This window comes from Silvimonas amylolytica (genome assembly GCF_014645555.1).
GTDB lineage: Bacteria > Pseudomonadota > Gammaproteobacteria > Burkholderiales > Chitinibacteraceae > Silvimonas > Silvimonas amylolytica.
The window spans coordinates 139178-153132 of record NZ_BMLY01000003.1; the positions used below are offsets into that span (position 1 = coordinate 139178).

The following is a 13955-nucleotide window of genomic DNA, read 5'->3' on the forward strand; positions in this document are numbered from 1 at the left end:
GCGGGTGTTTCCAGCGCAACAAAAAACCCGGCCAAAGCCGGGTTTTTTGTTGGCGGTAACGCGGGTTCAGCGGCGATCACGATCAATCGCCAGACCCCCAAACGACTGGCGCACCGGCATGATCTCAATGGTGTTGATATTGACGCGATCCGGGCGCGAGGCAATCCAGTAAATGGCGTCGGCAATATCTTGCGGAGTCAGCGGTTCAGTGCCGTTGTAGACCGTCGCGGCGCGCTCATCATCGCCATGAAAGCGGACGTTGGAGAACGTCGTACCGCCTACCATGCCTGGCTCAACGTCCGTGACCCGGACACGCGTACCCAGGAGATCCGCCCGCAGGTTCAGCGAGAACTGACGGACAAAGGCTTTGGTCGCACCATAGACATTGCCGCCCGGATACGGCCAGCGGCCAGCAACAGAGCCCAGGTTCAGGATCGCACCGCGATTGCGTGCCACCATGCCGGGCAATACCGCGCGCGTGACGTACAGCAGACCCTTGATATTGGTGTCGACCATGCGCTCCCAGTCTTCCAGTTCGGCGCGCTGGGCCGGCTCCAGACCCAGGGCAAGGCCGGCGTTGTTGACCAGTACGTCAATCTCGGCAAATGCTTGCGGCAGGTGTGCCAGCGCGGCGATCACGCCCTCATTATTGGTGACATCCAGGGTGAGCGGATGAACCTTGCCCGGGTATTCGTTGGCCAGGGCGGCAAGCGCATCTGCGCTGCGAGCTGCAGCAATCACTTTGTGGCCTTCATCCAGAAAACGACGGGCTGTGGCCTCGCCGATCCCGATGCTGGCGCCGGTTACCAGTACGATCATTGTGTTTCTCCAGCGTTGAGACAATCCATGCCCTGATCTTGCCGCAGCGCAGCAGTGCTGGCTAGCGCAGTGTCATGCGCATTGAGCCGGAACAGTCAGTGACACTGGGCCTTGTCTGATTCAAATTGATGGAACTGATCCACGCAATCTGCGGTTTCGACCTGCACGGTGACATGGCCCACATTGAACTCGCTGGCCAGTCGCTGCTGAATGTGGGTGACGATCGACGCCTGATCGGCACCCGGTTTTGCAACCGCATGCAGCGTGACCATCAGCTGCTCTGCGGTCATGGCCCAGGCGTGGATATGGTGAATATCGGTGACACCTTCAATATGTTGTTCCAGGTCGCGCTTGATATCGTCCAGGTGCAGATTGGGCGGCGTACCTTCCAGCAGGATATGCGTGGTGGCCTTGACGATCTGCCAGGCACTTTTCAGGATCAGCAGTGCAACCAGCACAGACAACAGCGGGTCGATGGGCGTCCAGCCTGTAAAGCGGATGACAAGCGCCGCGACGATGGCTGCGACAGAACCCAGGATATCGCCGAGCACATGCAACCAGGCACTGCGCATGTTCAGGTTTTCCTGATTGCCGCCATTGAGGACATAAAACGCAGCGATGTTGGCGGCCAGCCCTACGACGGCGACCCACAGCATGGTGCCGGACAGGATCGGCACCGGTTTGGCAAAGCGCACGATGGCTTCGAACAAAATCCACGCGGCCACCAGAAACAAGGCGCAGCCGTTTACAAAGGCCGCCAGGATTTCCAGGCGCTTGTAGCCAAAGGTCAGCTTTGCATTGGCCGGGCGCTTGCCGTAATGCAGTGCCAGCCAGGAAAAGCCCAGTGCCGCCGCGTCGGACACCATGTGTCCGGCATCGGCCAGCAGGGCCAGGGAGCCTGACCAGATACCGCCGGCGACTTCCACCAGCATGAAGGCAAAGATGATCACGAAAGCCGCCGCAATGCGGCGCTGATCAGTGACACCGTGAGCGTGGCCGAAGGTGTGGTCGTGGTCGTGATGATGGTTGTGATCGTGGCCGTGTTTGTGATCGTGAGCATGATCATGACCGGCGTGATCGTGGCTGTGATCGTGCCCGCAAACAGCGTCATGCTGGTGCGGAGCAGGGGTGTTGGCCGGGCGGTAGGGTGATGTCATCAGTCAGTCTCAAAGGTAGCGGACGATCTGTTTGAACTCGTCCAGCGCCTCACGCTGGCCCGCTTCACCGGCGGCATCCACCGCGTGTTCAAGGCAATGATCGATATGGTCTTGCACCAGTTGCCGCTTGGCACTGGCAATGGCTTTTTCTACCGCTTGCAATTGCTGGGCGATATCCAGGCAAGTCCGGCCTTCTTCCAGCATGCGCATGATGGTTTTCAGATGACCCTCAGCGCGGCGCAAACGGTTGATGATTTCCGGATGATCAGTATGTTCCATCTGTGCATGGTATCCCCCCGGGGGGGATGTGGCAACTGCAAGTTCCCCAAAAAATACCAAATGGATATTGCATTGATGAGAGTCAGGTTTTACAATTTTCAGTAATTAATGAAAATTCAGAAAATAACAAAATTGCTGAAGATCAGAAAAAATCAGAAAAAGAGACATTGATCGGATGAGCCACGTCGCTATCATCCGGCCCCGAATTCCACTGGTAGACCAAAAATGCAACTCACTGAACTTACCGAACGATTTGTCCTGCATTTCGGCGAGATGGGTAGCCGCTGGGGCGTAAACCGCACCGTTGGCCAGATCTATGCCGTCCTGTTCATTTCAGAGCGCCCGCTCAACGCCGATGAAATCGGCGAAACCCTGGGGTTTTCCCGTTCCAATGTCAGCATGGGTCTCAAAGAGCTGCAGTCCTGGCGACTGTGCCGCATGAGCCATCTGCCGGGTGATCGACGAGAGTATTTCGAAGCGCCCAAAGATGTGTGGGAGATCTTTCGCACGCTGGCCGAAGAGAAAAAGAAACGCGAAATCGACCCGACGCTCTCCATGTTGCGCGATGCCATGCTGGCGACGCCGACCAGCGAAGAAGATCGCTACGCCCAGCAACGCATGCAGCAAATGCATGAGCTGATTGATCTGGCCGCGGGCTGGTTTGATGAAATTCATCGTCTCTCCCCGCAAACGCTGGAAAACCTGATGCGGCTGGGTTCCAAAGTACAAAAGGTACTTGGATTGGCAGACCGGCTACGCGGTGATCGCACCGAGAGCTGACCGGCCTCTACGCAAAGTGGCTGTTGGCGCCACAAATTCCGGATTGCCTGACTAGACTGACAGTACCGCGGTAGCGCTCAACGCTACCCGCTTTGGAGCGGCAGTATGCAGTTGCCATCTTTTGATCGACGCCTTGCGCTGGAAATCACCAGTGTGCTGATCGTCAAGTGCACGTTGCTTTGGCTAGCGTGGCACGCCTGGTTTGCCCATCCCCTGGCCAAAGATATGAACATGCCCCCACAACTGGTGCGGCAACAAATACTGGGCGCGCCTGCGTCCGGCCCCGCTTTGCGTACCCCCGGAGAAACCCCGAAATGATATTTGCCGAAGATGTCGTGGCACTATCGCGGTTGCAGTTTGGCGCAACCGCGTTGTTCCATTTTCTGTTTGTGCCACTCACCCTGGGCTTGAGCTGGATTCTGGTGATCTGTGAGTCCATGTATGTCATGACCGGGCAGCAAGTCTACAAAGACATGACGCGGTTCTGGGGCAAGCTCTTTGGTATCAACTTTGCCATGGGCGTGACTACGGGCATCACGATGGAATTCCAGTTCGGGACAAACTGGGCTTACTACTCGCACTACGTGGGCGACATCTTTGGGGTGCCGCTGGCCATTGAAGGCTTGATGGCGTTCTTTCTGGAATCCACCTTCGTCGGCCTGTTCTTTTTTGGCTGGGACCGTCTCTCACGCGTGCAGCATCTGGGCGTGACATTCCTGGTCGCACTGGGCTCCAACCTCTCGGCCCTGTGGATTCTGATTGCCAATGGCTGGATGCAAAACCCGGTTGGCGCAGAGTTCAACTACGAAACCATGCGCATGGAGCTCACCAGCATTGCCGACGTGTTCTTCAACCCGGTCGCGCAGGTCAAGTTTGTGCATACGGTGGCGGCTGGTTATGTGGCGGCATCCATGTTTGTGCTGGGTGTCTCGTCCTGGTACCTCTTGAAGGCACGGGATACCGGTTTTGCCATCCGCTCCTTTGCCGTTGCAGCGGGCTTTGGTCTGGCTTCGGTGCTCTCGGTGATCATTCTGGGCGATGAATCCGGTTATACCTCCGGCGAAGTGCAAAAGGTGAAACTGGCCGCCATTGAGGCTGAGTGGGAAACCATGCCCGCACCAGCCACATTCACGGCGATTGGTATTCCCAACCAGAAAGAAGAGCGCACCGATTACGCCATCCGCATTCCCTATGTCCTGGGTTTGATTGCAACGCGTTCAGTGGATAAACAGGTCACCGGTATCAAAGACCTCAAGGTTGAGTACGAAGGGCGCATTCGCAGTGGCATGGCGGCGTATGACGCCTTGCAAAAGCTACTGGCAGGGGACAAGAGCGACCCGGTCAAACAGCAGTTTGAAGCGCACAAGCATGACCTCGGGTTTGGTCTACTGCTGAAGAAGTACACCGACAAAGTGACCGATGCGACGCCTGAGCAAATCAAACTGGCTGCCAACGACACTATCCCGCAGGTGCTGCCGCTGTTTTTCTCGTTCCGTATCATGGTCGGGCTGGGATTCTTGTTCCTGTTTATTTTTGCTGCGTCGTTCTACTTTCTGGCCAGACGCAACCTTGCGCCCCAGCGCTGGTTGCTCAAGCTGATTGTGTTTTCTATCCCGTTGCCCTGGGTGGCCATTGAACTGGGTTGGTTTGTCGCGGAATACGGTCGTCAGCCGTGGACCATTTCTGGTGTGCTCCCCACCATGCTCTCCGCCTCTGCACTTGAGCCTGGTCAATTGCACTTCAGTCTGTTGGGCCTGTTGGCCATCTACAGTTCGCTCTTTGTGATCGAGATGTACCTCATGCTCAAGTACATCAAGCTGGGGCCGTCCTCGTTGCATACCGGCCAATACCATCATGAAAAGACACTGAAGCAAGGGGAGCAGCATGCTTGATTACGAAACGCTCAAACTGATCTGGTGGGGGCTGGTCGGCGTCCTGATCATCGGCTTTGCGCTCACTGGCGGTTGGGATCTGGGCGCAGCCATTCTGCTGCCCTTTATTGGTAAAACCGATGATGAACGCCGGGTCGTGATCAACACCGTGGGCGCGACCTGGGAAGGTAACCAGACCTGGCTGATTACCGCTGGTGGTGCGTTGTTTGCGGCCTGGCCCCTGGTGTATGCCGCGGCGTTCTCGGTACTGTATGTCGCGCTGATCCTGACCTTGTTTGCGCTGTTCTTGCGGCCAGTGGGTTTTGATTACCGTAGCAAACTGCCTGACCCGAGATGGCGTAATAGCTGGGACTGGGGTTTGTTTATCGGTGGTCTGGTGCCCTCGCTGATCTTTGGCGTGGCCTTTGGCAACTTCTTTGTTGGCGTGGATTACCGTTTCGATGAAACCCTGCGGGTGACCTATGGTCACGCCAGTTTCTTCAGTCTGTTGAATCCATTTGCGCTGTTCAGCGGGATTGTCTCTGTGGCCATGCTGACCATGCATGGCGGTGGCTGGGTCTTCTTCAAGACTGAAGGCGTTGTCCGCAGCCGCGCCCGTCGTGCCGTACAACTGGCCGCACTGGCGACCGCCGTCCTGTTCGCCCTGGGTGGGTTCTGGGTTGCTCAGCGCAATGGTCTGCATGTAACGCAGATGGGCTCACCCAATGATATCCTGCGCCCGCTGGATAAAACCGTGGAATGGGTCGCCGGAGGCTGGCTGGCCAATTATGGCAAATACCCGTTGACCTGGATTCTGCCGGGGCTGGGTATCGGTGGTGCGCTGATTGCCCTTCTGGCGGTGAGCGCCAACCGTGCCTGGCTGACCTTGCTGGGCAGCTCGCTCAGTTTGATCGGGATCATCCTCACCGCCGGCTGGTCGCTGTTTCCGTTTGTGCTGCCGTCTTCCCTCGATGCCCGCTCCAGCCTGATGCTGTGGGATGCGGTGTCCAGCCACAAGACGCTGGGCATCATGCTGGGTGTCGTGATCGTGTTCGTGCCGTTAATCGGTATCTACACCACCTGGGTATACCGCGTGCTGCGCGGCCCGGTCACGGTTGAGCGGATCAATTCAGAAACCCATAGCTATTGAGATACAGCGTAAAGGAGCAAGCAAGATGTGGTACTTCACCTGGATTCTGGGCCTGGGCTTCGCGCTGGCGGCTGGCATTGTCAATGTGATGTGGCTGGAAAGTCATCACGCCTTTGGTCACCACAAAGACGAAAAAACTCAGGAGCGGTTTGAACATTATCGCAAAAAGAGAAGGAAAGCCTGAGTCTGGCCAAGCAATCCATGGCGCAGCGTTTGCTGCGCCATTTTTGTTGGCGCGCAATTTCGATCAAGTACGTTTTTTCAATCCCGTTAGATTGAGCCCCATGCACATGAGAGAAACGATCAATCCAGTCGGCAAAACGCTGTGGCTCGTGGAATCGGCGCTGGGCTCAGAGCTCACACTGGATTACCTCGCCGATGCTTGCGGCATGTCTCGCTTCAGCCTGATCCGCGTCTTTGGCGTCGTCACAGGTCACACAGTGATGCGCTACGTACGGGAACGGCGCTTGTCAGAGGCAGCGCGGCAACTGGTTGGCGGGGCCAGCAGCATTCTGGATGTCGCACTGGATGCGGGTTATCACTCTCACGAGGCATTCACCCGCGCGTTTCATGACGCATTCGGGCTCACCCCTGAAGCACTGCGCGCGCGATCAAGCCTGGATGGGCTAAACCTAATGGAGCCTTTGCGTATGGATCAGCAACAACAGTATCTGGAACTGGAGCCACCCCGTTTTGAAACCAGCAAGCCCATGCTGATTGCGGGTCTGGGTGGCAGATTCAGCTATGAAACGGTGGGCAACATCCCCGAATTGTGGCGGCGTTTTGGTGAGTTCATCGGCACCTTGCCCCATGAGGTCATGGGTGCAGCCTATGGCGTGTGCGTCGGGGCAGATGGCGAACAGTTTGACTATGTTGCCGGCGTCCAGGTCACCAGCAAGGATCACCTGCCCAAAGACTTTGTGACGGTGGCTATTCCGGCCCGGCGCTACGCTGTCTTTACCTGGCGCGGGCATATTTCGGCGATCCATACCCTGTGCAACACCATCTGGAACAAGTGGCTGCCCGAGTCGGGTGAACGCCACGCCAAAGCGCCAGACTTTGAGAAGTACGGCCAGTCATTTGATCCGGCGACGGGCAATGGCGGTTTTGAAATCTGGGTGCCTGTCGAATAAACCTCGTCGCCGCGATCGTCCGCTTTACCACTGAACCCGCCTGCATTCGCTGGCGGGTTTTTCTTTATTGGCCCAGCGGTTGTTTCAAGGCTTGTCTGATAGGTTGGTCCGTCTCTCCTTGCTACGCTGGGCGCCTTTTTTGCTGCGGCACAGGGGAGGGGCGATGGGCTTTCTGGATGAAGTAATCAAACAGGTTGCAGGGAACAGTGCGGCGGCTAATAGCCATGGCGCAGTGGCAGACGGACTGGCGGCGATGTTCAGCGCGGAGCAAACACCGCCCTTTGCCAATCTGGTCGGTCAACTTTTCGGCCAGTCAAACAACGCCCAGCGCGCCGGGCTGATCAATCAGCTGCTGAGTGCAGTGGGGCCACAACTACTTGCCCAGGCGGCTGGCGGCGCGCTGGGCCGCATTTTGCCTGCGGGCGCCAGCCAGATCACCCCAGAACAGGCGGGTCAGTTAACTGAGCAAGACGTCACCGAGATGGCCGCGGATGCCCACAGTGCGCATCCGGACGTGCTTTCACTGGTCAGTGGTTTTTATGCGCAACATCCAGAACTCGTCCAGACGCTGGGCAGTGCCGCGCTGGCTTTTGCCATGAGCAAACTGGCGGCGTCGCGCACGGTTTAAACCCGTCGCATGAACATCGTGTTATCTAACCAGGAGTAAACCATGGGTATTTTCAGTGATCTGGTCGGCAAACTGTTCGGTAAGGCCAGGCCGGAAGAACAAACTCAGGCACCAGCGCAAGCTGCTGCACCGGTGGCAGACGTTGCGCCTGCCGTGATACCGGCCATTGCACCGGCGACGGTGGTCGATATTGCTGCAGTGATGGATCGCCTTGTGACTGAAAGCGGGCAGACGCTGAACTGGCGCTCATCCATTGTCGACATGATGAAAGCACTGGGGCTGGACAGCAGCCTGGAGCACCGCAAACAACTAGCGCAAGAACTGGGCTTTACCGGCAATACCGCAGACTCTGCCAGCATGAATCTCTGGCTGCACAAAGCGGTCATGCAGGCGCTGACTGCCAATGGAGGCAAACTCCCGCCAGAACTGGCCTGATCTGTCGCCGTTCTTGCCGCAAAACCCGCCCGCCAACAAGCTGGCGGGTTTTTTTATAGATGTGTCTCTTTGTTGTGTGGCGGGTGCTCAGCGGGTTTGCAGCGGCGCCACACATGCCTGATATTGGCAAATATTTGTATGTCATAGCCGCAAGGCCATGAACAGGATTTTTGTCATGCCCGCATGGGTATTGTCGCTGCTGGCTTTGTTGTCATCGCTGTGCATGGTGCCGGCGCGGGCAGGGCAGAGCATTGTGGTTGGCGCGGAAGATGACTGGTATCCCTACTCGGGCAAGGTCAATGGCGATGCCCATGGCATGGCTGAAGATATTGTCAGGGCCGCGTTTGCAGCTGCGGGGGTGGAGGTGCGATTTGTCTCCCTGCCTTATGCCCGTTGTATACACATGGTGCGGACGGGAGAACTGGCTGCCTGTTTTGACACCTCCCGCACGCGAGAGAACGAACAGGATTTCCTCTGGCCCACCCACCCGATGTTCAGCAGCAAGGCACTCATCTACGCGCGGGCCGATTCCGTTGATCACAATCTGGGACCAGCCGCCTTGCATGGCAAGCGCGTCGCCGTCACCAATGGCTATGAATACGGTAGTGATTTTGATGACGATGGCACGATTATCCGCGAGGTCACCAACCAGACTATTTACAGTTTTCGCATGCTGGAGCTAGGACGGGTGCAATACGTGCTGGCATTTGAAAAGGTGGCCAACTACCTGATCAATGCCAATCAGCGTGAGTTCGAAGGCAAGTTCAAGGTCGTTGGCCTGAGTGCGCAGAACGATCTGTATTGTGTGTTCTCCCGCAAGTTTCAAGGTGCCGCCGCCGCCCTGGAGAGTTTCAACCGGGGTTTTGAGACGATTCAGGCTGACGGCACCTATCGCACCATTCTGACCACCTGGCGCTAGGGCCAGGGGGTCAGACCAGATCTTCCATCTTGCTGATAACCGATTTCATCGATCGCAGTTTCTGTGCCAGCTCTGCCGGCGGGATTGCCCGCGAAAACAACCAGCCTTGTGCCAGCCGCACACCTTGTGTACGAAGAAACTCGGCTTGCTCGGCGGTTTCGACGCCCTCAGCGACGCACTGCAGCTTGAGCGAACGGGCCATGGCAATAATGTGTGTTGGCACGTGGCTGGCTGCGGCGTCCTTGCCGATGGTGTCGGTGAATGATTTGTCGATCTTCAGGTAGTCCAGTTCCAGCGTGGTCAAGTACGACAAGCTGGAATACCCGGTCCCGAAGTCGTCAATCGCCACGCCGATATCCAGTGAGCGGATGTCCCTGATAATGCGGCGGGATTCTTCTGCATTGATGAGGCCACGCTCGGTAGCTTCAATAATCAACTGGCCAGGCGCGAGTCCTGTCGTACGCAGCAGGCGATACAACTGACCGACGATGCGATCGCTGCCAAAATCAGCGGCAGACAAGTTGATGGCAACGTGAAAATCCTTGAATGATTTGAAGTGGTGGGTGATGTCATATGCCACCAGTTCCAGCACGCGTTCCGTGATCTGCGTAATCAGCCCGGCGCGCTCTGCTTCCGGAATGAAAATGTCCGGCGGGATCATCTCTCCATTGATGCGACGCCAGCGAATCAGCGCTTCAGCGCCCACCCAGCGGCCAGTTCGCAAATCAATGACCGGTTGATACACCAGATGAAACTCATGCCGCTTCAAGGCGGTGCGGATCATGGTCTGCATGGTGGTCTGATGGCGGGCAATCCACACCAGCACCGTGATCAGCAACAGTGCGGTGACTGCTCCCAGCGGCACCATCACCAGCGCCAGTTTGCGCACGTTCTGGGTCAGATACACCACCGGCGTGGCGACCACCGCTACAAGATTGTAGTTCGGCGAGCGATGCAGGGCGACGACATAATCGCCATCCAGGAACGACACGCCTTGCTTGCTGCCAAGGTGATCCAGCCAGGCCGGATTGATATTGCCATTGGAGGTGACAAGTTCAGTCCCGCCCAGATAGAACACCCCTTTGAGCATGCCATCTGTATGGGTGTCGATATCCAGCGCGACATCACGCGCCATGATGGCCGCGTAGCCATCCTTTTCAGAAATGCGCACATCAAAGCCGCTGGCGATCGGCAAGCGTACTGCCTTGCGGATGGACACCCCTTTGGGCGTGATCATGTCCGGATTGCCAATCGACAGGCCGTTGCCCTGAATCCCCAGCGACGAACAGACCAGACTATTGCCAGCGACAAAACCCACCGCGCGCAAGTAATTGGAGCTGAAGGCCAACTGGCGCATCAGGTCGATATTGCTTTCAGAGCAGGGGTTGTCGGCATGCGCTTTGATGAGCGCATCGTGCATATCAAAAAACTGCTTTGCCACGGTGTCGGCGCGCACCAGCACATTGCTGGCCAGTTTCGAAGCTTCGGCCTGTTGCGATTCCAGACCGCGTGCCCGGGCAATGCTGAGTGCGGCAAAAATCGGGCCGATCACGACAATAATGGCGATCAGCACAATCACGCTGAAAGCCAGACGCTTTTGCAAAACTCCCCCTTTGGTTTCCTGCATCATTGAGTTGTACCTTGCAGAAAACCGGACCCCTGACTACTGCGCCGCGCTGTGCGCTGGCTGCAAGTAGCCTTGACTGAGCTTGAGTGCCGGCTTTGCCGCCGGTCGCCTGTTTTCCAACGAGTATATGACAATCGGCTGATATGGCGCCCTCGGCGGCAAAGCGGTGTTGTTTTGCTCTGACAGGCGTGAAAAAACGGGCAAACACCTGCTGATTTGCATGGTCGGGGTGTATCTTTAATGCCCATTTTGCAAAGGGAGCCCGTATGAGCACAGATGCCCACTTTTACGAGCCCAAAGACGGCCATGGCCTGGTCCATGATCCGTTCAATGCCATCGTCGGACCGCGACCCATTGGCTGGATCTCTTCACGTGCCGGCAATGGCGTGTTGAATCTTGCGCCATATAGTTTCTTCAACGCATTTAACTACACCCCACCCATCATTGGTTTTGCCAGCGTGGGTGCAAAAGACACGCTGCGCAATATCCAGGAAACCGGTGAGTTTTGCTGGAATCTGGCAACAAAAAACCTCGCTGCACCCATGAACCAGAGTTGCGCTGCGGTACCGCCAGATGTGAATGAATTTGAACTGGCCGGGCTGACCCCCGCACCATCCAGACTGGTGCAAGTACCACGCGTGGCAGAAAGCCCGGTTTCGTTTGAGTGCCGGATGAGTCAGATCGTCAGGCTGCAATCAGCAACCGGCTCAGAGACGAACACCTGGTTGGTGCTGGGCGAAGTGGTTGCCGTGCACATTGCCCGTCAGTTGCTGCGCGACGGCGTGTACGATACCGCCGCAGCCAGCCCCATCTTGCGTGGTGGCGGCCCGGCGGACTATTTCGAGATCAAGCCGGATGCCTTGTTCCGGATGTACCGGCCGGGGCAAGAACCAGCCTGAACGAACAGATAAAAAGGGCAGTGGTTCTTCGCCTCACGACGGAGTACCGACTGCCCTTGATAACGGCCCGTAAAGGAGTGCTGCAACTAGTCTTGACTGCCTGCGGCGATCTGCCGCAATGCTTGCTCGAAGACTTCCACCGGTTGGCCACCCTGAATCAGATGACGATCATTGATGATCACTGCCGGCACGGCGTGGATGCCGTTTTGCTGGTAGAAGAGCTCTGCCTGACGCACATCGCTGGCATATTCGTCTGAAGCCAGAATGGCGCGGGCGCGTTCGGTATCAAGCCCCACTTCGCCTGCCACCTTCAACAACAAATCGTGATCACCCGGGTTTTCACCGTCGGTGAAATAGGCTTTGAACAGTGCGTGTTTGAGATCGCGCTGTTTGCCTTCTTCTGCTGCCCAGTGCAGCAAACGGTGCGCATCAAACGTGTTATAGATGCGGCCGCGCTTGTCCATGCTGAACTTGAAGCCGACCTCTTCACCACGCGCCCGGATACCTTCGCGATTGCGCGCGGATTGCTCTGGCGTAGAGCCGTATTTCTGCGCCAGATGTTCATTGATGTCCTGACCCTCAGGCACCATTTGCGGGTTCAGCTCAAAGGGCTGGAAATGCAGATCAGCCTTGATGTCCGGTCCGATCTGGTCCAGCGCGCGTTCTAGCGCATTCAGGCCAATGGCGCACCATGGGCAGGACACATCGGAAACAAAGTCGATTTTCAGTCTGGAAGTCATTGGCGTTGCCTCTGTTTGCCATACCGGCCAGGTGACCGGCATGCCTTGTATCTCAACTAAATGAGTGCGCAAGGCCCGCGCTTCAAGCCGGCAACAATCCAGAGTTGCTTAAGCGTCAGATGCCAACCAGTGTTTTGACGGCCAGAACGTATTGATCGGCGTGCTGAGCGGCCTTGTGGGACTGGCGCAGGCTGATGTTCCACCGGGCGATGGCGGTCTTCAACGAGATAGCATCATGTACGGCTTCGATCTCTGCAATCAGCGGCTTGGCCATCAAGCCAAGAAACTGTTGCGCACTTTCAATCATCAGAACTTTGACTTGATGAATCAGCGCGGTATCCAGGCCACTAGCCACCGGAGCTGCGGCGGGCATTGTCTCGGCAGAGACGGGCGCTGGCGCGGGCACAGCGGCAGGCTCGAGAGGGATCACGGCTGCAATCGGAGCGGGCGCAGCCGCACGTACCGGCTCGATGCGCGCAGTCGGGGCGCCACCGGTGCCGTTCTGGATAAACCCCATGGTTTGCAACTCACCCAGCATGCGCTCCATATCCTCGCCTGGCATCATGGCGCTGATCGCGGAGGTATCACGGGCACCATCGACCAGGATCAATGCACGGCGCAAGCGCGCGGGCAGACCGTGGGCGCGCTCGGTGATCTCAAGCGAACCTTTGTTTGTCTTGGTAAAGACACTTCTGGAGGCGGTAGCAGTCATCATCTTCCTCTCCTGGTCCTATGGTGCGTTGCAGTATGGGGTAATCGGCTGGCGAAGAGGGTAGGCGAGTTACTTTACCGTTATATTAAAAAATACTTATTTAGTTGTCAGAAAAGACAGTTTCCGACCAGATGCCGGTTTGGTCTGGCAGCGGGCATGAAAAAAGCCAGTCAGACGACTGGCTTTTTTCTTTGCAGCTAAACCGGTTCAGCGTTGGCAATCAGCCTTCATTGCGCTTGATGCCAGCCACGATTTCAGCGTGCGCATCTTCCTTGCTGCCCCAACCTTGCACCTTGACCCACTTGCCCGGCTCCAGGTCTTTGTAGTGCTCGAAGAAATGCTTGATCTGTTCCAGCAACAGAGCCGGCAGGTCTTCCAGCTTCTGGATGCCCTTGGTCATTTGACAGAGCTTGTCGACCGGCACTACCACCAGCTTGGCATCCACACCGGATTCGTCTTCCATCTTCAGCATGCCGATAGCGCGGCAGCGGACCACGGAAGCCGGGATCAACGGGAACGGGGTGTAAACCAGAGCATCAACCGGATCCCCATCTTCTGCCAGGGTGTGCGGAATGTAGCCGTAGTTCATCGGGTAGAACATGCAGGTACCCATGAAACGGTCAACAAACACGGCGCCCGATTCCTTGTCGTGCTCGTACTTGATCGGCGCTGCGTTGGCCGGGATTTCGATAATGACGTTGAAATCGTTCGGCACGTCTTTGCCGACGGGAATCTTGCTGATATCCATGAGAAGAAATCCTGAATGTTCAGTGGGTGAAATAAATAGAAACCGCGTGATTATAACG

17 protein-coding genes are annotated in these 13955 nt (G+C 56.8%); 10 read left to right on the top strand and 7 right to left on the bottom strand.

The features are described from left to right. Positions 1–66 precede the first annotated feature (66 nt). The 3 genes from IEX44_RS10420 to IEX44_RS10430 form a co-directional block, all read right to left on the bottom strand. The gene (locus tag IEX44_RS10420; protein ID WP_188692921.1) at positions 67–819 is read right to left on the bottom strand and encodes an SDR family oxidoreductase; all 753 of its coding nucleotides are present in this window, start codon (positions 817–819) and stop codon (positions 67–69) included. 95 nt (positions 820–914) lie between these two features. Continuing rightward, complete coding sequence (locus IEX44_RS10425) at positions 915–1976, bottom strand: cation diffusion facilitator family transporter (RefSeq protein ID WP_188692924.1); 1062 nt, start codon at positions 1974–1976, stop codon at positions 915–917. Between the two features lie 9 nt (positions 1977–1985). Further along, entirely contained in the window at positions 1986–2255 is a 270-nt protein-coding gene (locus tag IEX44_RS10430; RefSeq protein ID WP_188692927.1) for a metal-sensing transcriptional repressor, read from the bottom strand. Between the two features lie 225 nt (positions 2256–2480). Between IEX44_RS10430 and IEX44_RS10435 the strand changes: the two genes are divergently transcribed. From IEX44_RS10435 to IEX44_RS10475, 9 genes are all read left to right on the top strand, one after another. Beyond that, on the top strand, positions 2481–3035 hold the full coding sequence (locus IEX44_RS10435; RefSeq protein WP_188692930.1) for a GbsR/MarR family transcriptional regulator: 555 nt from the start codon (positions 2481–2483) through the stop codon (positions 3033–3035). 105 nt (positions 3036–3140) lie between these two features. Further along, positions 3141–3353, top strand: coding sequence for a cytochrome oxidase putative small subunit CydP (gene cydP, locus IEX44_RS10440; protein WP_188692932.1), 213 nt, complete (start codon positions 3141–3143; stop codon positions 3351–3353). Continuing rightward, entirely contained in the window at positions 3350–4927 is a 1578-nt protein-coding gene (locus tag IEX44_RS10445; RefSeq protein ID WP_188692935.1) for a cytochrome ubiquinol oxidase subunit I, read from the top strand. The genes cydP and IEX44_RS10445 overlap by 4 nt, the downstream gene beginning before the upstream one ends. Beyond that, positions 4920–6056 carry a cytochrome d ubiquinol oxidase subunit II gene (cydB, locus tag IEX44_RS10450; RefSeq protein WP_188692938.1) on the top strand — a complete coding sequence of 379 codons (1137 nt, stop codon included), beginning with the start codon at positions 4920–4922 and terminating at the stop codon, positions 6054–6056. Before IEX44_RS10445 ends, cydB begins: the two co-directional genes overlap by 8 nt. A gap of 25 nt (positions 6057–6081) precedes the next feature. After that, the gene (gene cydX, locus IEX44_RS21320) at positions 6082–6240 is read left to right on the top strand and encodes a cytochrome bd-I oxidase subunit CydX (RefSeq protein ID WP_188692941.1); all 159 of its coding nucleotides are present in this window, start codon (positions 6082–6084) and stop codon (positions 6238–6240) included. Between the two features lie 100 nt (positions 6241–6340). After that, complete coding sequence (locus IEX44_RS10460) at positions 6341–7189, top strand: AraC family transcriptional regulator (protein ID WP_229678959.1); 849 nt, start codon at positions 6341–6343, stop codon at positions 7187–7189. A 163-nt stretch (positions 7190–7352) separates the two neighbouring features. Next, on the top strand, positions 7353–7817 hold the full coding sequence (locus IEX44_RS10465; protein WP_188692944.1) for a hypothetical protein: 465 nt from the start codon (positions 7353–7355) through the stop codon (positions 7815–7817). Between the two features lie 42 nt (positions 7818–7859). Next, a complete protein-coding gene (locus IEX44_RS10470; RefSeq protein ID WP_188692947.1) occupies positions 7860–8252 on the top strand; it encodes a DUF3597 domain-containing protein in 393 nt (130 codons plus the stop codon). Between the two features lie 175 nt (positions 8253–8427). Further along, positions 8428–9171 carry a substrate-binding periplasmic protein gene (locus IEX44_RS10475; protein ID WP_188692951.1) on the top strand — a complete coding sequence of 248 codons (744 nt, stop codon included), beginning with the start codon at positions 8428–8430 and terminating at the stop codon, positions 9169–9171. Positions 9172–9181: 10 nt separating this feature from the next. Here IEX44_RS10475 and IEX44_RS10480 read toward each other — a convergent pair whose 3' ends face one another. Next, complete coding sequence (locus IEX44_RS10480; RefSeq protein WP_188692952.1) at positions 9182–10801, bottom strand: EAL domain-containing protein; 1620 nt, start codon at positions 10799–10801, stop codon at positions 9182–9184. A gap of 263 nt (positions 10802–11064) precedes the next feature. On the opposite strand from IEX44_RS10480, the gene IEX44_RS10485 reads away from it, so the two are divergent. Then, positions 11065–11697 carry a flavin reductase family protein gene (locus IEX44_RS10485; RefSeq protein WP_188692955.1) on the top strand — a complete coding sequence of 211 codons (633 nt, stop codon included), beginning with the start codon at positions 11065–11067 and terminating at the stop codon, positions 11695–11697. A gap of 86 nt (positions 11698–11783) precedes the next feature. Here IEX44_RS10485 and IEX44_RS10490 read toward each other — a convergent pair whose 3' ends face one another. The 3 genes from IEX44_RS10490 to ppa all read right to left on the bottom strand — a co-directional run bounded on the left by IEX44_RS10490 (position 11784) and on the right by ppa (position 13897). Then, positions 11784–12437, bottom strand: coding sequence for a DsbA family oxidoreductase (locus IEX44_RS10490; protein ID WP_188692958.1), 654 nt, complete (start codon positions 12435–12437; stop codon positions 11784–11786). 115 nt (positions 12438–12552) lie between these two features. Continuing rightward, a complete protein-coding gene (locus IEX44_RS10495) occupies positions 12553–13149 on the bottom strand; it encodes a hypothetical protein (protein ID WP_229678961.1) in 597 nt (198 codons plus the stop codon). A gap of 220 nt (positions 13150–13369) precedes the next feature. Next, positions 13370–13897, bottom strand: a complete 528-nt coding sequence (gene ppa, locus IEX44_RS10500) for an inorganic diphosphatase (protein ID WP_188692964.1) — start codon at positions 13895–13897, stop codon at positions 13370–13372. Positions 13898–13955 lie beyond the last annotated feature (58 nt).